This is a genomic window from Streptomyces muensis (genome assembly GCF_021474425.1).
Classification (GTDB): Bacteria; Actinomycetota; Actinomycetes; order Streptomycetales; family Streptomycetaceae; genus Streptomyces; species Streptomyces muensis.
The window spans coordinates 60271-82694 of sequence record NZ_JAKEIP010000006.1 but is presented as its reverse complement, the minus strand read 5'-3'; the positions used below and the strand labels follow the sequence as shown (position 1 = coordinate 82694).

The window sequence follows — 22424 nt, the reverse complement described above, 5'->3', positions numbered from 1 at the left end:
CCGCAAAGACGGGTGATGCACAGCGTCAGTCAGCGGGCTGGGCGGTCAGGGAGGGAAAGCCGGCAAAGATCCGGATCATTTCGTTGTCCATCTTCATGTAGATGTCGATCCGTTCGATCTTACGGGCGGCGTCGAGGGTGAATGTGGACAGTGAGTCGAAGACGATCGGATGCCCCGCGACGTCACTGCGCTCCTCCAGCTCAAGGACGACAATGCCGCTCGCGATCTCGGTGACGCGGCCGACCTTGCAATCCCAGCTTGCCGAATGCCCGGTGTCATTGCCGGGGGAGTTGCGCTGCGCAGATCCCGTCACGTAGTCGGCATAGCTCATGAAGGACCGGTCCGCATCCCGCGGCACCGCCCTGATGTCGACTCGCGTGATACCGCTCAGGACCTCTACGGCGACGACCTCGTTCCGCTGCGGCGAAGTTGGCGGATCACAGTCGCTCGCCCCTGACGAAGCCTGCCAGCCGGTCCCGCGCGGTGCTCTCAAGGAGCAGGCCGGTGAACAGTTCCCGCTCGCGGGCCAGTCCGTCGGGCAGCGGCAGGTGGGTCGCCGCCCGAGCCGCGGTCTTCGCGGCCCGCACTGCGCTACGGGGCAGGCGAGCCATGCGATCGGCCAGGCGGAGTGCACGGTTTCTGGTCTCTTCCGGCGCGGTGATCTCGTTCACCAGTCCGATCGCCTGAGCGTGGTCGGCGTCGACGAGGCGCCCGGTGAGCAGCAGGTCGAGTGCTGGTCCTGGACCGACCCGACGGGGCAGCCGTTGTGTGCCGCCGGCGCCGGGGATCAAGCCGAGGGTGACCTCGGGCGTGCCGAATCGGGAGCGGTCGGAGGCGACCACCAGGTCACAGCAGAGCAGCAGTTCGAGCCCACCGCCTGCGGCAACCCCGTCCACGGCCGCCACAACCGGCTGGGGCAGCGCGCTGAGCCGCCCGAACAGGATGTCGGTGAGCTCGGTGTGGGCGGCGACATCCTCCGCGCTTGAGGCGGCGGCGAGCAACTCGCTCACATCGCCTCCGGCCGTGAAGGTGTGGGGGACCGCCGAGGCCAGGACGACAACGGCGGTGTTCTCGTCGTCGTGCCACTTGTCCACGTACTCGAGGAGCTGACGCATCAGCTCGCGAGAGAGCGTGTTGACCGGGGGATTGTCGAGGGTGACGACGACTATGGTGCCGTTCTCCCCGGGTACTTCGTCATGGTGGAGAGTCACAGGGAGTCACCGCCGTCGACGACATAGCGGTGACCCGTGACGTAGGAGGAGAGCGGGGCCAGGGCGGTGAGTACGACGTCCGCCACGTCCTCGGGGCGGCACACTCGTCCGAAAGGCGCGTCGGTGTCCAGGTCGCTCGCCTTGTGGTGGACGCCGCCCGAGCGGACCAGCCGGTCGCCCATGTCCGTGGCCACCAGGCCCGGGGCGACGACGTTGACCCTGATCCCGTACGGACGCTCCTCCTTGGCGACCACGGTCGCCACTCCCTCCAGCGCCGACTTGGCCGCGACGTACGGGGCGGTGCCCGCGGGGCGCGAGGCCGCGTACGTGCTGGAGACCAGGACCACCGAGCCGCCGCCGGTCGCCCGCATCGCCGGTACGGCGGCCCGCAGCAGCTCCAGCGTGGACAGTACGTGGACCCGCCACAAGAGGTCGAACTCCTCCTCGGGGGTCTCGATGACGGAGTTGCCACGCGATGCGTTGCCCGCGTTGCACACCAGCAGGGTCGGCACGCCGAACTCCTCCACACAGTCGCGGTACAGCCGTGCGGCTGCCCCGGGTTCAGCGAGGTCCGCCTGGCAGATCGCGGCCCTGCGGCCTGCCGCGAGGAGATCGCCCCGCAGGATCTCGGCCTGATCCTTCTCGCGCCGGTAGGAGAGGGCCACGTCCGCGCCCGCGGCGGCGAGCCCGCGCACGACGGCTCTGCCTATTCCCCGGGAGCCACCGGTGACCAGGGCGATCCGCCCGGTCAGGTCGAGCTTGTTCACCGCAGCAGCCCCCGCCCTACGATCTCGGCCATGATCTCGCTGGTCCCTCCGTAGATGCGCTGCACCCGTGCGTCGCGCCAGATTCGGGCGATGGGGTACTCCTCCATGTAGCCGTAGCCACCGAAGAGCTGCAGGGCCCGGTCGGTCACCGACCACTGCGTTTCGGTGGCCCAGAGCTTGGCGGCCGCGGCCTCTTCCGCGGTCAGTTCCCCGGCGTTCAACGCCTCGACGCAGCGGTCGACATGACTGGCCGTCACCTCGATCGCGGTGTGCATCTCGGCCAGCCGGTGCAGCACCGTCTGGTGGCTGCCGAGGACTTGCCCGAACGTCTGCCGCTCCTTGCAGTGGGCAAGGGCCAGCTCGAAGGCGTGCCGGGCCCCGGCCACCGCGGTCACGGCGATGGACAGCCGCTCGCGCGGAAGGTTGCGCTTGACCAGTTCGAGCGCGCGTCCCGGTTCTCCCACGATGTTGGCCGCAGGCACCCGGCACTCCGTGAAGGACATCTCTCCGGTGTCCTGCGCCCGCCGCCCGATCTTGTGCAGCGGCCGGCTCTGCTCGAAGCCGGCCGTGCCTTCCTCCACCGCGACCAGGGTCATCCCGCGCCCGTCCGCCTCACCGCTCCGGGCAAGGACCAGGACGAGCCCGGCGGTGGTCCCGTTGGTGATGAACGTCTTGGCCCCGTCGAGTACGACCTCGTCACCCTCGATCCGGGCGGTCGTGCTGATCCCGGCCAGGTCGGAGCCCGCACCGGGCTCGGTCATCGCGATCGCGGTCACCGTGTCACCGGCCACGCAGCCGGGCAGCCAGCGGCGCTGCTGTCGCGGGCTGCACCAGTGCAGCAGATAGGGCGTCACGATGTCGTTGTGCAGGGCGAATCCATCGCCTGCGACCTCGTTCGCCACCAGTTCCTCGGCGATCACCACGTTGTAGCGGAAGTCATCGATGCCGAGGCCGCCGTACTCCGGCGGCACCTCGAAGGAGAGGAAACCGGCGGCCCCCGCCTCCTTCCAGAACGCGCGGTCGACGAAGCCCTGCGACTCCCAGCGCTCGGTGTGGGGGACGGCGTGCTTGAGCAGGAACGAGCGGAATGCCGTCCGGAAATCCTCGTGGCCCTCGGTGAGCAGCGTCCTGCGCATCGTCACGCCAGCCGCGCGGCGGCGTCGAGGCGTACGACGTCCGCGTTGAGCAGGGTGTTCTCCATGAAGGAGCGGACCAGCACGGCGAAGTCCTCCGGGGTGCCGAGGCGCTTGGGGAACAGGCTCAGGCCGACCAGGGCCGAGCGCCGTTTGTCGTCCAGTCCGGCCAGCATGGGTGTGTCCATGATGCCCGGCATCACGCCCATGACTCGGATGCCGGAGGGGGCCAGGTCCCGGGCCATCGGCAGCACCATCGCCGCCAGGCCCGCCTTGGACGCGGTGTAGGCGGTCTGTCCGGCCTGTCCCTCGGCCGCGGCGATGGAGGAGACCTGGACGATCAGTCCGCGCTCGCCGTCCGTGCCCGGCTCGTTGCGGGTCATCGCCAGGGCCGCCTGCCGGGAGACGTCGAACGCCCCGATGAGATTGATCTCCACGGCGGAACGGAAGACGTCGAGCGGGAAGAGCCTCCCCGAGCGGTCGACCGTGCGGATGCCGGGGCTGATCCCGGCCGCGTTGACGCACAGGTCGATGCGGCCGAACCGCTCCAGGGCCGCCTCGACCGCCGACGCCACCTGCTCGGTGTCGGTGATGTCGGTGGGGACGAACACTGCCTTGTCCTCACCGAGGGCCGCGACCTGTTCCTTGCCGGGCGAGGTCGGGAGGTCCACAAGGACCGCCCGACCGCCGCCCTCGGTGATCATCCGGGCCGTGCCCGCTCCCAGACCACCCGCTCCGCCGGTGATCAGGGCAACCGAGTTCCGTACCTGCACTGTCGGCCTCCTCGCTGTCTGTGCCGGGCCCTCCGCCGGGCTGGGCGCGGCTGCCCCGAGCTCGGGTGAACCATTATCTACCAAACGGTCGGCAGGTACGCTAGCGTCGGACTCATGAAAGCAGTTGTCGCTACCGCTGCCGATGCGGACGACCCCGTCCGTTGCGTAGATGTCATCGACCTCCCGACACCCGAACCCGGCTCCGGACAGACCCTGGTCACCGTGGCCGCGGCCGCTCTCAACCACCACGACCTGTGGACTCTGCGCGGTGCGGGAGCAGCCACCGCCTATCCGCATGTCCTCGGCTGCGACGTGGCCGGGACCACACCCGACGGCACACCTGTCGTCGTTCACGCCCTCGTCGCCGACGCCTCCCGAGGAGGCGGGGACGAGCTGCTCGATCCCCGGCGCGGCACGCTCTCCGACGCGCTCGGCGGAGCCTTCGCCGAGCAGGTAGTGGTACCCACCGCCAACCTGGTCGCCAAACCCGAGCAGTTGAGCTTCGCGGAGGCCGCCTGTCTGCCCACAGCCTGGCTGACCGCCTATCGCATGCTGTTCGAACGTGCCGATGTCCGCCCCGGAGACTCCGTGCTGGTGCAGGGCGCCGGCGGCGGGGTCGCGACCGCCGCGGTCCAACTGGGCGCGGCGGCCGGTCTGCGGATGTGGGTGACCGGCCGGTCGGAGGCCAAGCGTGCGAAGGCCGCCGAGATCGGCGCCGACCGTACCTTCTCCACCGGCGAGCGGCTGCCCGAGCGGGTGGACGCCGTGCTCGACACCGTCGGTGAAGCCACCTGGGCCCACTCGGTGCGCAGCGTCCGTCCGGGCGGCACCGTCGTGGTCGCCGGCTGGACCACCGGGGCGGGTCCGGCCGCCGACCTGTCCCGGCTCTCCCTGAACAACATCACCGTACGTGGCAGCGCCATGGGGCGCCGCCGCGATCTGGAGTCCGTGCTGGCGCTCTGCGTGCACCACGGAATCCGTCCGCACATCGACGGGATCCACTCCTTCGCGGACGCGCCGAAGGCCTTCGCCCGGCTGGAACGAGGCGAGGTCTTCGGCAAGGCGATCCTGCGGCCGGGTCTCTAGACCCTCAAGGCCCCCAAGAGCTGTCACCAGGAAGGAACACCATGGACTTCCAGCTGGCCGAGGAACAGCGGGACCTCACCAAACTCGTGCACGACTGGGTCGAGAGCGAGGCCCCGAAAGAGTGGGCCCGCGAGCTGGAGAAAGCTGAGCACGACTACCCCTTCGCCCTGTGGGACAAGCTGACCGCCGCCGGCTTCCACGGCATCGGCATCGCCGAGGAGTACGGCGGCCAGGGCGGCGACATCCTCACCCAGATGACTCTGGCCCGCGGACTGGCCCGCTCACTCGCCGGGTTGACCTGGATCTGGGGCATCACCTCCTTCGCGGGCGGCAAGTCGATCGGCCTGTACGGCAGCGAGGAGCAGAAGCAGCGCTTCCTGCCCGAGATCGCGGCCGGCCGCTCCCGCTGGTCCATCGGGTTCACCGAGCCGAGCGGCGGCACCGACCTGCTCGGCATGATGCGTACCACCGCCGTGCGCGGCGACGGAGGCTGGATCCTCAACGGGCAGAAGACCTGGTGCTCGGCGGCGCACGTGGCCGACAACATCCTCCTGCTCGCACTCACCGACAAGGACGCGCCCAAGCGCCACCAGGGCGTCACGCTCTTCGCGTTGCCTGCCAGGACCGAGGGCGTGACAATCCGCGAGATCCCCAAGCTCGGCATGCGGGCCATGGGCTCATGCGACGTGTACCTCGACGACGTCTTCGTACCGGACGAGCTCGTGCTCGGCGAGCCCAACCGTGCCTGGTACATGCTGCTGCCGACCCTGAACAACGAGCGGATCATGCTGTCGTCGTTCTGTCTCGGCATCCTCGACGGCGTGCTGGAGGACGCACTCGCGTACTTGCAGGTCCGCGAGGCGTTCGGGCACAAGATCGGCGAGTTCCAGGCCCTCCAGCACCATGTCGCCAACATCGCGATGTGGCGGACGCAGACCGAACTCGTCGTGCAGAAGGCGGCCTGGCTGCAGTCCCAGGGCCTGCCGTGCGGACAGGAGGCCAACATGGCCAAGGTGATCGCCTCCGAGCACGCCGTCAACGCCGCCGACCTCGGCATCCAGATCCTCGGCGGGATGGGCTACTCGGCGGAAACCGACATGCAGCGATACTGGCGCGACGCCCGGCTCTTCCGGATCGGCCCGATCACCAACGAGATGGCCCGCAACACGATCGCCGAGGGCCTCGGCCTGCCCAGGTCGTTCTGATGGGCGGCGCGACCCCGCCCGACGAGGCGGAGCTCATCGCCCTCGTCGGTACCGAGCTGCCGCCGGGGCGCCACCGGATCGACCCGGTGGTCAGCCGCATGCTGGACTCCGCGGTGCGCGCACCCACCCCGCCGGGACCGGCCCCCGAGCCCCACCCGATCTGGTCCTTCGTCGTCGCGCAAACCGGCATCGGCCTGGACGTGGGCGGGCTGCTGGGACTGTTCGGAAGCAGTGGCGCCGACGGGCCGATGCTCGGCGAGTGCGACCTGGACATGCTGCGGCCCTTCGAGACCGGTGTGGAGTACGCCGTGACGGGACGCGTGACGAGAGCCGTGCGCAAGAAGGGCCGTGCGCTGGGGGTCTTCGATCTCGTCACCGTCGAGTACGAGGTCCACGCACCGGATTCCCTGCTCGTGGCCCGCTGCAGGGAGACCTTCGTCCTGCCTCGGAGAGAGGCGGCACAGGCATGACCCGCAAGGGAACACACTTGCCGGTGTGGACAGCCGAGGTGGACGCCACCCGGATGCACGTCATGGCGCTGATCCTCGGGGATCCCAACGTCATCCATGTCGACGCCGATGCCGTACGGCAGCTCGGCCTCGGCGAAGCGCCCGTCAACCAGGGGCCCGTCAACATCGCCTACCTGCTCAACATGTTGCGAGAGGCATTCCCCGGGGGCCGGATCATGAACTTGTCCACCCGGTTGCTCGCCAACGTCTTCGCGGGAGACAGGGTGACGGCGGGAGGCGTGGTCACCGACGTCACGGGCGACGGCGTCGTCACCTGTGAGGTCTGGCTCGACCGGCCCGGCGGACGTGCCCTGCACGGCACGGCGACGGTCAGGACCGTGATCTCAGGGGATGATTGATCGGCTCGGCGGTGCAGTTCCGGGATCACGGTGGACCCTTTCAACCTGGCGGGCATGATGCGTCGGTCGGCGCCGACAGTGGGCCTCGGGGACGTGGGGTGATGGCCGTCACGCCGGTCAGTCGGACGCGCGTAGGTGGTTGTTGAAAGGGCGCCCAGGTACACCGAACGCGAGTCCATGCCGGCTTCGGTTGGCCCGGTGTGTGGCTGTCCAGGCGGCGTCCCGCCGAGTGGCGTAGGCATCCGGACCGCCCCGGTCCGGACGGCGGCCTGTGATCGGTCGGCCGGCCGAAGCCGCGCGCCGCTGTGCGAGCCGGTCAGGGCGGTGCGGGCCGCCCGGCCCTGGGGTGTTCGGCCGAAATCGGCCGCGACCTTCGAAGCCGCGAAGGCTGACCGGCTACACCACTTGGCGGGACGCCACCGCTGACCGCTGCGCACACCGACGCGAAGTCGGTCTTCTGTCGGCTGATCGGGTCCTTTGTCCGCCAGCGCCCGAAGAATGCGCAGACGCGGTCGCCATGAGGAGTCCATCTGCGTGCCCGCTGCTTGGCGTCCGTGTCCGCCAGGCATCGGCAGCGCGGTGCGCACCGCCGCACGCTCGGTGTCTGTGTCGCTGAGCTGCCAAGGCGCCTGCGACCTGGGTGATCGACGATGCGCGAACTGTCCGGCGTCGCGACCGCCTGCGGTCAGGCGCGCGGGCTGACCGACCCCGCCCCGGGGCGGGCCCTCCGCCGGTTTTCCCCCTGACAAGCCGCGCCCCGCGTTCGTCGGCACATCGGCTGGAGAACGATGCGGACGTCTGCGAAGAACCTCTCACCTTGCGCGGTTCTCACCTCTGCCTTCTGAACGGTCCTGAGGCTGTCGCACAAGGCGCCGAGCCGCCACCTGGCGGAAACGTCGCGGGTTTCGCAGTGCTCTGGCGGTTACCACCAGGTTTCGCCGTGCGTCACCATCCTCCCCATGTCCCCCACGGCACTGCTTGACGCACCGCACGCCTCGGATCTCCTGGAGTCACCATGTCCCTACCGCTCATGACTGGCGCCCGGCGCCGCGTCCGCCGCCTCGCCCTGGCCGGCGTGGGTGTCACGCTCGTCACGTCGGCCTGCTCGGCGCCGGGTCCCGGCACCACCACGTCCTCTGTCCCCTCGGGCAACGTGAGCACCGCGCTGCCGACGGAGAAGACCACCGTCGCGCTCTACCTGGAGTCGAATTTCGCCGGGCAGATGACGCCTCTGACAGAGGCTTTCACCCGGAAGTACCCCAACATCACGTTCTCGGTGAAGTCCGACGAGTTCGCCAACCTTCTCCAGAACGCACAGAAGGTAATGGCCTCACCCGAGGCTCCCGATATCGTCCGCTACCCGCAGGTCGCGGCAGCGGCCAAGAACGGTCTGCTGACGAACCTCGACCCTTATGCGAAGGCGTACGGCTGGGACACTTGGCCCTCGACCCTTCTGGATCAGATGACCGTGAACACCAAGGGCGTCCGCGGCAGTGGACCGCTGTACGGGCTGGGCATCGGCTACGGCAGCACCGGCGTCTACTACAACAAGACACTCGCCAAGCGGATCGGCATGACACAGCCGCCGAAGACGATCGACGAGTTCGAGTCGTTGATGGCCAAGGCGAAGAAGCAGGGAATCCAGCCGATCATGCAGTCCGGTAAGGACGCCGGACTCGCCTTCCCGTACCAGGCACTGCAGAACCAGTTCGGCAACACGGACGAGCTGAAGAAGTGGCTGTACAACGAACCCGGTGCCACCTTCGATCTGCCCTCCTCGCTGAAGGCCGCCGAAGTCCTGCGGAAATGGGCCCGCGCCGAATACCTGCCCAGCGATGTCAACGCCATCGACTACCCGACGATGATGGGCCGGTTCGCCAAGGGCGAGGGGCTGTTCATGTTCAACGGTGACTGGGAGGCCAGCAACCTCCAGAAGAACACCAAGGGAAACACCGGCTTCTTCCTTGTGCCCGGCACGTCGGCGTCCGCGCCGCACTACGCCATGGCCGCTCCTTCGTCCTTCGTCATTCCGAAGAACGCCAAGCACGCGGACGTGGCCGCGTTCTTCCTCAACTGGGTCCACACCGCCCCGGAGGCACGCCGTCTCGTGGTCGAGACCACGGGCTCCAGCCCGGGCGGCCCGTCCGGCCTGGCGCTGCCCAAGGCAGGTTCCGAGCTGCAGCGACAGACCCTCGCGGGAGCCCAGGAGGTGGCGTCCGAGAACGGGGCGGTCGACTTCGTCGCGAACGCGACCGCGGGCATCCTGGCGGGCGCGCTCTCGCCCGGCCTTCAGGAACTCGCGACCGGCCGCATGTCGCCGCGGGACTTCGTGGACTCGGTGCAGGAGGCGTACGAGTCGGAGCTCGGTCGATGAGCCGTCGCTCAGGTACGGTTTCGGGCTCCCGGCGCAGGGATCGGTCCCTGTCGGCGGGTGCCCGGCGCCGACGGCGCGAATGGACCGGCTGGCTGTACCTGGCGCCGGCGATGGTCTTCTACGGGCTGTTCGTCCTTCAGCCGCTGGGCCGTTCGGTCCAGTACTCGCTGTACGACTGGAACGGCATCGGCGTGGCCCGTTTCGTGGGCATGGACAACTACATCAAGATCTTCGACGAGCCCGACCGGCTCACCACTCTTGTTCACGCGTTCGAATTGATGCTCTTCTACACCGTTCTGTCGGTGGTACTCGCTCTGGCCGCCGCCACGCTGACCAGGCGGCTGTCCTCGGGTGCGGCCCATGCCGCGCGTACGGTGCTGTTCCTGCCGCAGGTGGTGCCGCTGGTGGGCGCGGCCATCGCGTGGTCCTGGCTCTACTCCAGCGACGGCGTGATCAACGAGACCCTGCGCGGGGTCGGCCTGGGCCAACTGGCTCGCCCCTGGCTCGGGGATTTCGACACCGCTCTGCCCGCCGTGGGCTTCGTCGGCACCTGGGTGATGCTCGGCTTCTGCATGCTGCTGCTGAGCACTGGTATGGCCAAGATCGACCCGGCCCTGTACGACGCCGCGCGTGTCGACGGCGCCGGTCCGGTGGCCGAGTTCTTCGCCGTCACTCTGCCCGGGGTGCGCAGAGAGCTGACCGTGTGCGTGACATTGACGATGATCGCGGCGCTGGCCAGCTTCGACGTCGTCTACGTGATGACGAGCGGCGGTCCCGGACGCGCCACCGCGGTGCCTGGCGTGGAGATCTACCAGCTTGCGTTCACACAGGCGAAGGTGGGCGCCGCCTCGGCCATGGGTGTCGTTCTGATGGTGCTGGTCCTCGCCGTGATCCTGCCCATCCAGCGCCTTATGAGGGAGCGGTGATGAAAGCCCGTAAAGCCGAGCTGATGGTCGGCAGAGCAGTGCTCGCCTTCATGGTGGTGTTCACCCTGGCGCCTTTCGTCGCGCTCGTCAGCGCGGCACTCCAGGAGGCCGGATCCAACCCGACGGGTCTCGCCTGGCCGGACCTCCGGAACATCGGCAACTTCAAGACCGCGTTCCAGGTCGCGCACCTTCCGGAGCTGACCCTTTCCAGCGTGCTGCTCGTCCTGATGGTGGTGCCCGCGGCCCTCGTCATGGCGTCGCTGGCCGGATACGCCATCGCGGTCCGCCGGGTTCCGCTCGGCGGGATCGCGTTCGTCGTACTTCTCGCCGGCCTCACGATCCCGTTCGAAAGCCTCATCACGCCGCTCTACTACCAGATGCGCGACTACGGGCTGCTGAACACCCGATGGGCGATCGCCCTTCCGCTCATCGCGCTGTTCATGCCGTTCGGCGTCGTGTGGATGCGGGCGCATTTCCAGGGCGTGCCGCGAGAGCTGACAGAGGCCGCCGAAGTCGACGGGGCGTCTTCATGGCGTCTGCTCTGGAGCGTGCACCTGCCGCTCGCGCGACCGGCCCTGACATCGCTGGCCGTACTGTTCAGCCTGTGGACCTGGAACCAGTTCATCCTGGCCCTGGTGATGGTGGAGGACCCGCTCAGACGCACCATGGCGGGTGCGCTCGGGGCCTTCCGCGGGCAGTACGGACCGGACCTTGTGCTGATGTCGGCCGGATCACTGCTGATCATGCTGCCGACCATCCTCGTGTTCGTCGCGTTCCAGAAACACTTCGCCGCTGCGCTGCTCCAAGGATCGGTCAAGGGATGAGTGACATCGACACCACACGGCCCCCCGGGTCGTCGTCAGTCTCGACGCGGGCCGCCGGGCACCCACCTGTTCCCCCCTACGACCCGGAACTCGAAGCGGTGCTCGCCGCTATGCACCCCACCATTTCGCCCATCACGCTCGCGGACCTTCCCACGGTCCGCGCCGAGGACCGTCGGATGGCCGGGGAAGCCGTGCAGCGTCTGGCTCAGCGCGGCTTCACACTGACCGAGGTCACCGTCGACACAGCCGACGGCGCGCAACTGCCGATGACGCTCATCCAGGGCCCTCACACCACGCCACGCAGTCCGCTGATCTACTACATTCACGGCGGCGGCATGATGCTGGGGACACGGTGGAGTTCCTACGAGACCTTCGCCGAATGGATCGACCGGTACGGGGCCGTCGTGGCCACCGTGGAATACCGTCTCGCCCCCGAGCATCCCTATCCGACCCCTCAGGAGGACTGCTACAGCGGGCTTGCCTGGCTGCGAGAACACGGCCCCGAGTACGGACTTGCTCCGGACAAGGTACTGGTCGCGGGCATCAGCGCGGGCGGTGGCCTGGCCGCGTCCGTGACGCTCATGGCACGCTCCCGTGGTGGCCCTTCGCTGGCAGGCCAACTGCTGCTGGGCCCGATGCTCGACGACCGGGCAGTGACGGCCTCCAGTCGGCAGTTCACCACCGGGCTGTGGAACTCTTCGGAGAACGCGACGGGCTGGCGCGCCCTACTGGGCCGTCTGGCCGCCGGCGAGCACGTTCCGGCGACCGCGGCTCCGGCGAGAAACGCCGATTTCACGGATCTGCCGCCGACATACATCGAGGTGGGATCCGCCGAGGTGTTCCGGGACGAATGCGCCGCCTACGCCACCCGCATCTGGGAGGCCGGAGGGCAGGCGGAGCTGCACGTCTGGGCGGGGGGGTTCCACGGTTTCGATACCCATGCCCACACCTCTGTGGCCCAAGCCGCTCTTGAGGCACGATACAGCTGGATGAACCGAACGCTTGGGTTCACGGGTGTCCACCCATCCGCATGATCGACGGTCAGCGCACGGTCGTGTAATCGGTTCCGGCCGATGAACACGACCGACAGGCTCGAAAGGCAGGACACAGCCGTGAAGGAACTGGTACGGCGGCTGAGTGCCTTGGACGCACATGCCTCGGAAGCGCTCAAGGTGATCGCCTTCTTCGACACTCTCCTGGCCCGAGGCGCCGGAATCGAAGCCTTCGTGCGCGGCGCGGCGGTATTCGCGGGGTGCCCGGCCGGGCTCGTCCACCCCAGGCATCAGATCTGCATCCGAGTGGACGAGCAGGGGCGGCCGGCCCGGCAACCGCGGATCGCGGAGGAGGTGAACGACTGGCCGTGTCAACCGCTCGATGACGAGTCCGACGGGTTCGTGTGGATCGAGCGTTCAGGGGAGGCAGCCATGCACGACGCACTCCTCCTCGAACGCCTGGCGGCCTCCGCCCACCTGACCATCGAGCGTGCCGGCCCGCTGGCACTCGATGACGCGTCGGCGGTGGAGATACTGCTCGCTGCCGCGTCGACGTCCGACGCCCGACGCAAGGCACTCCGGCGGCTCCAACTGCGGGAGGAGTCACAGGTGTATGTCATGGCCAGTGATTCGGACGACGCGGACGCCCTTTCCCGGCGATCAGCGGTCGTCGATACCCTCGTGGGGCCTGTGCGCGCCTCCGTCGTGGTGACCGGTGACACGGTGGCTCGCACGCGGTGGGGCAGTGGGCCCGAGGTCATGGCCGTCGACACGGCGAAATCATGGCGGAAAGCCCTCTGCGCGCTCCGTCTGACCTCCCGGCTTCAGCCGAGGTTGCAGTGGGGGACGGTGTCCTCCTTCGGGCCCCTGGTCGACGCGATCGACAACTCCGACGAGCCGCCTCCGGATGTGCTCCTCATCGAGTCGGCGGATCGTGAGCCCTGGGTGCTGGACACACTGGAAGCCGTCGCGGTGACTGACACTCACCGCGGCGCCGCCGCTCTTCTCGGTCTCCATCACTCGACGGTTCAGAGCCGCCTGTCCCATCTTGAGGAAGCCCTTGACCTGAAGATCGACTCTCCGACAGGGCGCACCCGCATCCTGATGGCCCTCGCTCTTCACCGAGCCAAGCACAACCGATTCGGGGTCCGGAGGCTGACCGGCTCCCATACGACCAGCCCCGTGCCGTGAGCCGGACGGCATTCCCCTGTCTGTCTGCCCTGGTCGAGGCCGAGGGGAAGGTCTCCCGATGTGGACCGACAAGGGGCGGCGGTGACGAGACAGCCGAGGAGCGTGGTGCCGACGCGGATACCCGGCATGGGATCGCCAGGGAGGCCGCCCGACCGCTACCTGGACGGCGCGACGGTGGTTCTGGAAGTCGCCGTGTTCAGCGCGTCGCGTGCTGACCCGTCATCAGCTCGGCCAGGTCGTCCGGCTTCAGGAACGACGGAGGCGGTGGTGGGCCCCAGTTGAACAGCCCTTTGGCCCCTTCGAAGACGGAGGGCGTCCACAGGGAGTCGTCGACGATGCAGTCGAGGTCGGAGTAGTACTCGCTGAAGTTGCCGGCCGGGTCCTTGAGGTACCAGAAGAAGTTGGAGCCGGCATGGTGCCGCCCGAGGCCCCAGACGTGCCGATCGGGATCGGCGGCGAGCATCGCCGAAGCCCCGCGGCCGACCTCGTCGAGGTCGTCCACCTGCCAGGACGTGTGGTGCAGGAAGGTGACCGGAGCACGCAGGACCAGCACATTGTGGTGGTCCGTCGAGCAGCGCAGAAAAGCGCCTGTGTCCTTGATCTCGTCGCTGACCTTCAGGCCGAGCCCATCGGTGAAGAAGGACCGCGAGGTCTCGAAATCCGTGGAACCGATGACGGTATGGCCCAGCTTGCGCGGCCGGACCGAATGCTCCCGCAGGATGCCGGGCGCCCGGGTGCCGGCCCGCTCGACCCGTCCGGGGCCGTTGTACGGGGTTGCCGGGACCTCGGGCTGTTGGATCCGCGGTTCGATCGCGAGAACCGCCCGGACACCGGTGACCCGTTCCACGGCCGAGAGTGTGCCCGGCCCGGGCGCGGCATCGATGCCCAGGCTGTTCAGCCGGGCGGCGATCCGGTGCAGGTCGTCCGCGTCGTCGACGCCGATCGCGAGTTCGATCAATCGCCTGGACGGCGCGTGGACGACGCGGAGCTGGCGGCCTCCATCCACGGTGGAGAACCAGCCGTCCTCCTCCGGAACCAGTCCGAAGTCGGTGTAGTAGCGGGCCGTCTGGTCGACATTGGGCACGCCTATCGTGACCGACGAGAGCCGGTGAAGGGCCATCGAATCGGCCTCCTGTCAGTGGTGGGAGACGAGTGGGCCGACTGGTGGCCCAGCCTTGGATGCTCAGGCGGTGAAGCTCTGGCGGAGCTCGCCGATGCCCTCGACGTAGCTGACGAGTTCGTCACCGGGGCTGAGGAAGCGCGGGGGTTTGCGTCCGATGCCGACGCCGGAGGGGGTGCCGGTGAACAGCACGTCTCCGGGCAGCAGCGTCATGCGCTGGGAGAGGGCCGCCACGATCTGCGGGATGCTGAAGATCAGTTCGCTCGTACGGCCTTTCTGCACTTCCTCGCCATTCACCGAGCAGCCGAACTCCAGGTCGTCCGGGTCGGTGAATTCCTCGGGTGTGACGAGCCATGGCCCGGTGGGGCCGAAGCCGGCGAGCGACTTGCCGAGGCTGAACTGGGGGAGCGGACCGGACATCTGGGTGATGCGCTCGGAGAGATCCTGCCCCACGGTCAGTCCGGCGACGTGGCCCCACACGTCTTCCGCGGTGATGTGACGGGCTGTCCGCCCGATCACCACGACGACCTCCACCTCCCAGTCGGTATTGCCCTCGGCCGGGAGTTCGACGGTGGTGACCGGGCCCGTGAGGCATGTCGGCCATTTGGTGAACATGAGCAGCGGGGCATCCGGGACGGCGTGACCGGTCTCGGCGGCGTGCTCGCGGTAGTTCAGACCGATGGCGAGGACCTGGCGCGGCCTGGGCGACGGCGCCAGGAGTTCCTCGGGGGGAAAGGGTTGGCCGGCCGGGAGTTCGGCTGTGGCTGCCCAGCGCCGGAACTCGTCCCAGCGGTCGTAGATGCTGTGCGGATCGGAGGAGAAGTGACCGGAGCTGGCGCGTTCCACGTCGATCGAGGTCGGACCCTTCGGGGTCGGATCGACGATGACCAGGCGTCCGGCCAGATTGGCGATACGCAAGGGGACTCCGCAGGTTCGGAGGAAGGACAGGGAGGGGCGACAGCCGTCTGTGGCGTCGGCAACGGGCTTCGACGCCCCCGAAGTCAGGCCCCGCGCTGGGCGTCCCAAGCTGATCAACGCTTTTCATTGAAGGACCGCTCTTGCTTCCTGTCAACACCTACCAAACGGTTGTATGGTGAGCTTGGTCACTAAGGTCGGCATCTGTCGCAGGCCTCGACCCGAGCGTTGATCGGTTCTATGGTGGATTACCAACCTATCGTTTGGTTGTTGGTGGGCGGCACCGGTCTCGATGCTCGTTCCCGTGCCAATTGCCGACTCGTTCGAGTCCTTCGTCCGACCTGGAGAGCTGAACGTGACCGAAGTGCTGACCAAGGCGGCAGGTGTCGGGCCGTCCCATGACGAACTGGTGGACCGGGCCGTGCGGTGGAGGCCCACGCTGATCGAGCGCAGCGCCCGGGCTGAGGAACTGCGACGCATTCCGCCCGAGAATGTCGCGGAGCTGAAGGAGAAGCAGTTCCATCTGGCAGGGCAGCCGATTCGCTTCGGAGGTCTGTCCGCTTCTCTCGACACTGCCGCTCAGGTGGCCCGGGAGGTCGGGCGGGGGTGTCCGTCGACGGCGTGGATGACCGGTCAGTGGCCGGGGCATCAGTTCCTGGTCGGGATGATGGGCCTGGAGTTCCAGCAGGAGTACTGGGGGCCGGGCCCGGACACCCTGTCCTCCACCGCCTCCGCGGTGATGCGGATGAACGCGCGGCCCGACGGCGACGGAGCCCGTATCACCGACAGCGCGATCAAGTTCTCCAGCGGCATCGACTATGCGGAGTGGGTCATCGTGACCATCCCGCTCGGCGTCTGTCTGGTGCCCCGCAGCGACTTCCGTATCGTCGACGACTGGTACGTCATGGGTCTGCGGGGTACAGGCAGCAAGTCGCTGGTCATCGATGACGCATGGGTGCCGCCGCATCGCATTCTGCCCGGTGCCGACTTCCGTGCCGGAGGATCGCCCGGGGCGAAGCTCTATCCGGAGGTTCCTCTCTACCAGGTGCCTCCGAACCTGGTGGCCAACCTGCTGTTGCTCGCCCCGATGATCGGCATGGGGCAGGGGCTGCTCGACATCTTCGAGGAACGCGTCAAGAGCCGGGTCGACCTGCACTCCGGCCAGAAGGCGTTCCAGCGTGAGGTGACGCAGCTGAAGTTCGCCGAGTCCTCCTTCGAGATCGACACCGCCGCGAAGGTGCTCGTGGACTGCTTCGCCGAACTGTGTGAGCGGGGCCGCGAGGACCGCGAGATGACATTGGAGGAACGGGTCCGTCTCCGTCGCGACATGACCCAGGCCGCCAAGTTCGTGCTCCAGGCCGGCGAGCGCCTGCTGACCGCGGGTGACGCCAGTGGGATGTACGACAGCAATCGCTGGCAGCGCTGGGGGCGTGACCTGAAGATGGCAGGCCTGCAGGCCTCGCTCACCCCGGACGAGATCGCGATCAGCTGGTCACGGGTCCGCTGGGGCCTGGAGCCGACCTCGCGTCGCATCTGAGGTCCGGGCCGGTGAGCCGGTGCGCGCACGCATCTTGCCCTGCCCCGGTGCCGTTTCTAGAATCTTCACCTACCCACCGTTTGGTGGAATTGTCTCAAGGCTGCGGCGCCCTGCCGGTCCGGCCGGGCGGCCGAGTCCTTCCCCACCCCTTTGACCTCCCTTCAACGCCCTTGCGCACCTGCCACGGCCCTCTTGTTCTCGTGGCCCGCACCCCAGGGAGCAACACATGACGGATACGGGACTCACCCTTCCCCAGTTGGTCATGGACAGTGCCTCCAACTACGGCGATCACGATGCCTTCGTCTTTCCGGACACACGGCAGACCTACCGGGAACTGGAGGCGTCCTGTCTCGCCGTGGCGGCGTCCCTGCGGGCACTGGGCGTCCGGCCCGGCGACGCCGTAGGGCTGTTGATGCCCAACTGCATGCACTTCGTCCACGCCATGATCGGCGCCACCATGGCCGGCGCGATGCTGGTGCCGGTCAACTCCCGGCTGAGCCCGCGTGAGCTCGCCTATGTGATCCCGGACGCGGGAATGAAGGTGCTGCTGCTCACCGATGTCGCCGACGAGCATGTCGACTATGCGGCCCGCGTCTACGAGGCATTCCCCGACCTCCGTGAGGCTGAGGCCGGGAAACGGCTCGTCCTGCGGGCCGCGCCGGATCTGGAACACGCCGTCGTCCTGGGCACGCGCCGCGCGACCGGATTCATGACCGGTGCGGAGTTCCTGCGCCTGGGCTCGGACCAAGACCTCACCGAGGTACGGGCACGAGCCGAGGCCGTCGCCCCGGACGACCCCTACATCATGATGTACACCTCCGGTACGACATCCATGCCCAAGGGCTGTCCGTTGTCGCACTCATCGGTCATCGGGCTCGGCGCCGCTGTGGGCGCCGAGGGGTTCCACATCACGGAGGACGACCGGATGTGGAACCCGCTGCCCTTGTTCCACGTGAGTTCCCAGGCCCCGCTCGCCGGCGTGCTGCGGGCCGGCGCCGCGTACGTGTCGATGTCGCACTTCTCCCCGGCGGAAGCCATCGAACAGATCGTCAGGGAGCGCGCCACGCTCATGTACCCGGCCTATCCCACCCTCCTCGGTCCGATGCTGGAGCACCCCTCCCGCACACCGGAGACATTCTCCGGCGTCCGCGCGGTGCTCTGTGTCGGTCCGCCGGATCTGTTGCGCGACTACCAGAAAAGGCTCGGCGACGACACCGCGGTGGTCAGCTGCTACGGCTCGACCGAGCTGGGCGGCTCTCCCGTGATGGGACGGCTCGACGACCCGCTGGAGGCGAGAGTCACCAGTGGCAGGCCGTTCGTCGGCATCGAGGTCCAGATCCGTGACCGAATGACCGGAGACGTACTGCCTGCGGGAGAGACCGGTGCCGTCTGGATGCGCGGCTTCAACGTCTTCGGCGGCTACCACAACGATCCGGCGAAGACGGCGGAGTCCTTCGACGCCGAGGGCTTCTTCACGACAGGCGACCTGGCCTCGCTCGACGCCGACGGCAACCTCACGTTTCGCGGCCGTACCAAGGACATGCTCAAGGTCGGGGGCGAGAACGTCGGCGCATTGGAAGTCGAGGCGTATCTGACCAGCCACCCGGCCGTGCTCATGGCAGCGGTGGTAGGCGTGCCCGATCCCAAGTACGACGAAGTCCCGGCGGCTTTCGTGCAACTGGTGCCAGGGGCCGCCGTCGGCGTCGAGGAGCTGTTGGACTTCTGCCGGTCCGGGCTGGCCAAGTTCAAGGTGCCCAGGTACGTGCGCCTGGTGGAGACGTGGCCGATGTCCGCCACGAAGATCCAGAAGTTCCGGCTCCGTGAACGGCTCGTCGCCGAACTCGCCGCCGATGACCCCACCGTCCGTCCGGGAGCAGAACGCGTCGAGGACGCTTCGGGGCTGGCCGACGCCGTCGGCTGACGCCCCATCACCACTATTGCCGGGAGCACCGAACAGCCGGCGACGAGAGGACTTCGCATCACCATGACCGCACTTGACGAGACGCCGCCCCAGACCCGGGACGTCGAGGGCTACGACGACAGCAGGCTGCCCCAGCTCCTGGAGGAGGCGCGCAAGCTCCGTCCTCTGCTCAGGGAGCAGGCCGCACGGGCCGAGGAACTGCGCACTCTGACCCCCGAAGTCGAGACCGCCCTGCGCCGGCTCGACATGTTCTCACTGACCACCCCGCGCAGGTGGGGCGGAGCCGGTCTGTCCAACCGGGCCTACGTCGAGTTCCAGATGGAGCTCGGGCAGGGCGACCTGGCCGCCGCGTGGGTCGTGCAGATCCTCAACTCGACCACCTGGATCGGCAGCATCGCACCGGACAGTCTGCAGGAGACCCTCTTCGCGGAGGGTCCGACGATCATCTGCGGCGCCTACAACCCGCCTGGGATCGGAACCAAGGTGGACGGCGGGTACCGCCTGACGGGCAGGTTCCCCTACAGCTCGGGCTCACGGCTCGCCAAGTGGGCCCAGTGCGGCTTCGTGCACATGGGCGAGGAGGGCAAACCCGTGACGCCGGGAATGAACTTCGCCTACGTACCGATGGAGCAGGTCACGGTCGAGGACAGCTGGTACATGGTCGGCATGCAGGCCACGGGCTCCGACACGACTGTCGTCGACTCCGTCTTCGTTCCCGACCACATGGTTGTCCCCGCCGATCGCCCCTTCGGGTTCCCGGACCCGCACAAGCGGAACTTCGGCGAGGCTTCCGACCGCCAGCCACTCATCCCGTCCATACGAGCCACAGGTATGGGTCTGCTGGTCGGTGGGGCACTGGCGATGCTCGAACTGGTCGAGGTCAATGCACAGGAGAAGCCGCTGGTCACCACCTTCTTCGCGACCAAGGCGGAGTCCCAGGTCGTGGTGCACGACCTGGGCAAGGTCGCCGCTCAGCTCGACAGCGCCCGGCTGCTCGCCCTGCACGCCGCCGAGGAAGTCGACACCTACGCGGCCGAGGGACGGCCCTGGACACCGTCCGACTCGGCCCGGAACAAGGCGGCGTGCTCGCAGGTGGTCGATCTGGTCCACGATTCCGTCGAGCGGCTGATGTTCATCGCCGGTTCCTCGGCGTTCTCCACGGCCAACCCGCTCTCGCGGTTCTGGAAGGACATCCACGTAGCCCTTCGCCACATCCAGAACATTCCGTCCCTCGGCTACGAGATCTACGGGCGCGACCGTCTCGGTATCGACCCCAACATCGCACCTGTCGGCACCTACTGACGGCCAGCCGGTGACTGACGCCGAACACGCAACGTGACCTCGACGAGGAGGCTCATCGGATGACCGGCACAACCACGGGGTCGAGCCCTGCCGCCGACCACCGGACACCCGCGCGCCCGCGCCCGTCCGTGGGCCTTCCGGATGCCTGGTGGCCGATCGCCCACGGGGACGAGATCGGCAGACACCCCAGGGCGTTTCGGATCGGCACGCGGGACCTGGCCGTCTACCGCGATCTTCAGGGTGTGGTCCGGGCCGTGGACGACAGCTGTCCGCACCGGCGGCTGCCCCTGTCGATGGGCAGGATCACCGAGGACGGTCACCTGCAGTGCGCCTACCATGGCTGGTGCTTCGACGGGGCCACCGGGCAGTGCACCGCCATCCCCAACCTCAGCCGCACCGAGAGGGTCCCGCGCGGGATCAAGGTCGCCGCCTTCACGACGGCCGAGAACCTCGCCGACGCCCTCGGCTTCGGGCTGCGCACGAGGATCGCCGGTGCCGCCGTCGGTGAACCGTCCGGAGAGGAACCGGATGGCGGCACCACCATGTTCGACGCCGTGCTCGCCGACGGACTGATCCTCGTGTGGACCGGGGCCTCCGAACCTCCGGACTTGGGGCCGCTGGCCGAGGCACAGTCAAGTGCCCACACTGTGGACGGACACACCGTCACCGGCACTGTCCTGGTGCGTTCGGCCTACACCGACCTTGCCGAGGCGCTGGTGCTCAACCCGGGTGCCACGCTCGGGCTGTCCGGACTGCTGGGCGCGGGTCCAGAGGTGTCCGCTCCCGTGGTGCGGACAGGCGGAAGTGGCGCAGGAGCAACGGTGACCGTCGAGCGCTCAAGGCTCGCCCGTGACCTCCCGCGCCTGGCCACCTATGAGGACGCGAGCCGCCGCGTCGTGACCTGCGCCACGACGCTCTCCGCGACCACTGGTCTCGCGCGGATGGCCGTGGAGCCCAGCGGCAGGCACGGAGGGTGCCACGTGCTGGCCGCTCTCACCCCGGTCGGCCGGTACCGCACCGTTCTGCGTTGGCGTGCAACGTCAAGCGGCACCGGCGCGATCGTCCGCTCCACCCTGGCGGCCGCGTCGAGCGTTCGGCGCCGGCTGATTCGTACGGCTTCCGACGTCCCGGAGGCGGTGGCCGACAGTGTCACGACCACGGTCGACGACGGACTGGAGGCCCTTCGTTCTCTCCGCCCCGCCGAAAGCTTCCAGCACACTCAAGGAGGAACCCCGTGACCGCCCCGACCGCCACCGCTCCTCAGGCCGCGGTAACCGTTCCCGCCGAGTTCAGGCCTGCCACCTTCGCGCTGCGCGACACATGGTTCCCGCTGGTGCACAGCTCCGACGTGCGCAGGCGCCCCGTCCGGCGCGCGATGCACGGAGAACCGGTGATTCTCTCGCGCGACGGCGACCGGATCCGGGCCACCGACGACCTGCCCGGCGCCCCTCCGGCGCTTCGCCGTGACGGTGAGTTCACCGGCGGAACCGGTGAGTATCCCGTCGTCGAGCGATACGGCTACGCGTGGGTCTGGTACGGCGATCCGGAACACGCCTCCGCGGACCTGCTGCCGAGCGTCCCTCACATCCCGATCGAAGGCATGCCGCGTCGCTTCCAGGGCTCGATAGTCTTCGACTGTACCTACGAGCTGATCTGCGAGAACCTGCTCGACCTCACCCACGCCGACTTCCTGCATTCCAAGCTGACCGGCGACTCACTCTCCGAGGACGATGTCGTCGAGGTGAAATCCACCTCCGAGACGGTCACCATGATCCGGACGGCCCACGGCCGCCCCATTCCGGACATGCAGAAGTCCCTGGTCGGTGATGCCAAGACGCAGGACATCCGCGTCGTCACCATCACGCATGTGCGCAGCGGCGTCTGTCTGCTGCACGGAGACTTCATGCCGGGTATGGACATCCGGATGCTGCACCCGGTCAACCCCGAGTCCCGCACCCGTGCTCGCACTCCGGTCACCTACGACCCACAACGGATGCCCGGGTACGCCCGCGCTCTGTTCCCGTACACCGCGCACTTGGTGGGCCGGCAGGACAACTGGGCGGTGCGCTCCCAGAACGACCGCTATCTGCAGCCGGGTGGCCAACGCGATCTCAGCTCCCGGTTCGACAAGGCGGGCCTGCGCTACCGGCGCGTCTACAACGAACTCGTGACCCGCCAGCTGGCGGGAGATTACTCCTACCTGGCGGACGGGGATCCCGGGCGGGACGTGTCCGAGGAACTCGGCGTGACTCCCGGGAGCTGAGCCATGATGGTCCACA

At 68.3% G+C, this 22424-nt stretch carries 21 protein-coding genes; 14 read left to right on the top strand and 7 right to left on the bottom strand.

The window, feature by feature from the left end; genetic code table 11:
• Positions 1-25 precede the first annotated feature (25 nt).
• The 5 genes from L0P92_RS03230 to L0P92_RS03210 all read right to left on the bottom strand — a co-directional run bounded on the left by L0P92_RS03230 (position 26) and on the right by L0P92_RS03210 (position 3884).
• The gene (locus L0P92_RS03230; protein ID WP_234760894.1) at positions 26-331 is read right to left on the bottom strand and encodes a hypothetical protein; all 306 of its coding nucleotides are present in this window, start codon (positions 329-331) and stop codon (positions 26-28) included.
• 106 nt (positions 332-437) lie between these two features.
• Complete coding sequence (locus L0P92_RS03225) at positions 438-1211, bottom strand: enoyl-CoA hydratase/isomerase family protein (protein ID WP_234760893.1); 774 nt, start codon at positions 1209-1211, stop codon at positions 438-440.
• Complete coding sequence (locus L0P92_RS03220) at positions 1208-1978, bottom strand: SDR family NAD(P)-dependent oxidoreductase (RefSeq protein WP_234760892.1); 771 nt, start codon at positions 1976-1978, stop codon at positions 1208-1210. Before L0P92_RS03220 ends, L0P92_RS03225 begins: the two co-directional genes overlap by 4 nt.
• Complete coding sequence (locus L0P92_RS03215) at positions 1975-3114, bottom strand: acyl-CoA dehydrogenase family protein (RefSeq protein ID WP_234760891.1); 1140 nt, start codon at positions 3112-3114, stop codon at positions 1975-1977. The genes L0P92_RS03220 and L0P92_RS03215 overlap by 4 nt, the downstream gene beginning before the upstream one ends.
• A 2-nt stretch (positions 3115-3116) precedes the next feature.
• Positions 3117-3884 carry an SDR family NAD(P)-dependent oxidoreductase gene (locus L0P92_RS03210; RefSeq protein ID WP_234760889.1) on the bottom strand — a complete coding sequence of 256 codons (768 nt, stop codon included), beginning with the start codon at positions 3882-3884 and terminating at the stop codon, positions 3117-3119.
• Between the two features lie 114 nt (positions 3885-3998).
• Here L0P92_RS03210 and L0P92_RS03205 point away from each other — a divergent pair, with 114 nt between their 5' ends.
• The 9 genes from L0P92_RS03205 (at position 3999) to L0P92_RS45390 (ending at position 13350) form a co-directional block, all read left to right on the top strand.
• A complete protein-coding gene (locus L0P92_RS03205; protein ID WP_234760887.1) occupies positions 3999-4970 on the top strand; it encodes a zinc-binding dehydrogenase in 972 nt (323 codons plus the stop codon).
• Positions 4971-5011: 41 nt separating this feature from the next.
• The gene (locus L0P92_RS03200; protein WP_234760886.1) at positions 5012-6175 is read left to right on the top strand and encodes an acyl-CoA dehydrogenase family protein; all 1164 of its coding nucleotides are present in this window, start codon (positions 5012-5014) and stop codon (positions 6173-6175) included.
• Positions 6175-6645, top strand: a complete 471-nt coding sequence (locus tag L0P92_RS03195; RefSeq protein ID WP_234760885.1) for a hypothetical protein — start codon at positions 6175-6177, stop codon at positions 6643-6645. Before L0P92_RS03200 ends, L0P92_RS03195 begins: the two co-directional genes overlap by 1 nt.
• Positions 6646-6662: 17 nt before the next feature.
• Positions 6663-7043: a MaoC family dehydratase gene (locus L0P92_RS03190; protein WP_237695166.1), complete on the top strand. Its 381-nt coding sequence runs from the start codon at positions 6663-6665 to the stop codon at positions 7041-7043.
• Positions 7044-8073: 1030 nt separating this feature from the next.
• The gene (locus L0P92_RS03185) at positions 8074-9417 is read left to right on the top strand and encodes an ABC transporter substrate-binding protein (protein ID WP_234760884.1); all 1344 of its coding nucleotides are present in this window, start codon (positions 8074-8076) and stop codon (positions 9415-9417) included.
• Positions 9414-10343: a carbohydrate ABC transporter permease gene (locus L0P92_RS03180; protein ID WP_234760883.1), complete on the top strand. Its 930-nt coding sequence runs from the start codon at positions 9414-9416 to the stop codon at positions 10341-10343. The genes L0P92_RS03185 and L0P92_RS03180 overlap by 4 nt, the downstream gene beginning before the upstream one ends.
• Entirely contained in the window at positions 10343-11167 is an 825-nt protein-coding gene (locus tag L0P92_RS03175; RefSeq protein WP_234760882.1) for a carbohydrate ABC transporter permease, read from the top strand. Before L0P92_RS03180 ends, L0P92_RS03175 begins: the two co-directional genes overlap by 1 nt.
• Positions 11164-12201, top strand: a complete 1038-nt coding sequence (locus L0P92_RS03170) for an alpha/beta hydrolase (protein ID WP_234760881.1) — start codon at positions 11164-11166, stop codon at positions 12199-12201. Before L0P92_RS03175 ends, L0P92_RS03170 begins: the two co-directional genes overlap by 4 nt.
• Before the next feature lie 192 nt (positions 12202-12393).
• A complete protein-coding gene (locus L0P92_RS45390; RefSeq protein ID WP_234760880.1) occupies positions 12394-13350 on the top strand; it encodes a helix-turn-helix domain-containing protein in 957 nt (318 codons plus the stop codon).
• Positions 13351-13546: 196 nt separating this feature from the next.
• Here the strand turns inward: L0P92_RS45390 and L0P92_RS03160 are convergent, their stop codons facing one another.
• Together L0P92_RS03160 and L0P92_RS03155 are read right to left on the bottom strand one after the other, a co-directional pair.
• Complete coding sequence (locus L0P92_RS03160; RefSeq protein ID WP_234760879.1) at positions 13547-14470, bottom strand: VOC family protein; 924 nt, start codon at positions 14468-14470, stop codon at positions 13547-13549.
• Positions 14471-14533: 63 nt separating this feature from the next.
• Positions 14534-15388, bottom strand: coding sequence for a fumarylacetoacetate hydrolase family protein (locus L0P92_RS03155; protein WP_234760878.1), 855 nt, complete (start codon positions 15386-15388; stop codon positions 14534-14536).
• Positions 15389-15740: 352 nt separating this feature from the next.
• Here L0P92_RS03155 and L0P92_RS45385 point away from each other — a divergent pair, with 352 nt between their 5' ends.
• The 5 genes from L0P92_RS45385 to L0P92_RS45380 all read left to right on the top strand — a co-directional run bounded on the left by L0P92_RS45385 (position 15741) and on the right by L0P92_RS45380 (position 22408).
• A complete protein-coding gene (locus L0P92_RS45385; protein ID WP_234760877.1) occupies positions 15741-16922 on the top strand; it encodes an acyl-CoA dehydrogenase family protein in 1182 nt (393 codons plus the stop codon).
• A 226-nt stretch (positions 16923-17148) separates the two neighbouring features.
• Positions 17149-18843 carry an AMP-binding protein gene (locus tag L0P92_RS03145; RefSeq protein ID WP_234760876.1) on the top strand — a complete coding sequence of 565 codons (1695 nt, stop codon included), beginning with the start codon at positions 17149-17151 and terminating at the stop codon, positions 18841-18843.
• Positions 18844-18906: 63 nt separating this feature from the next.
• Positions 18907-20145, top strand: coding sequence for an acyl-CoA dehydrogenase family protein (locus L0P92_RS03140; RefSeq protein WP_234760875.1), 1239 nt, complete (start codon positions 18907-18909; stop codon positions 20143-20145).
• A gap of 59 nt (positions 20146-20204) precedes the next feature.
• Positions 20205-21383: a Rieske 2Fe-2S domain-containing protein gene (locus L0P92_RS03135; protein ID WP_234760873.1), complete on the top strand. Its 1179-nt coding sequence runs from the start codon at positions 20205-20207 to the stop codon at positions 21381-21383.
• Positions 21380-22408: a Rieske 2Fe-2S domain-containing protein gene (locus L0P92_RS45380; protein WP_234760872.1), complete on the top strand. Its 1029-nt coding sequence runs from the start codon at positions 21380-21382 to the stop codon at positions 22406-22408. Before L0P92_RS03135 ends, L0P92_RS45380 begins: the two co-directional genes overlap by 4 nt.
• The last annotated feature ends 16 nt before the right edge of the window (positions 22409-22424 follow it).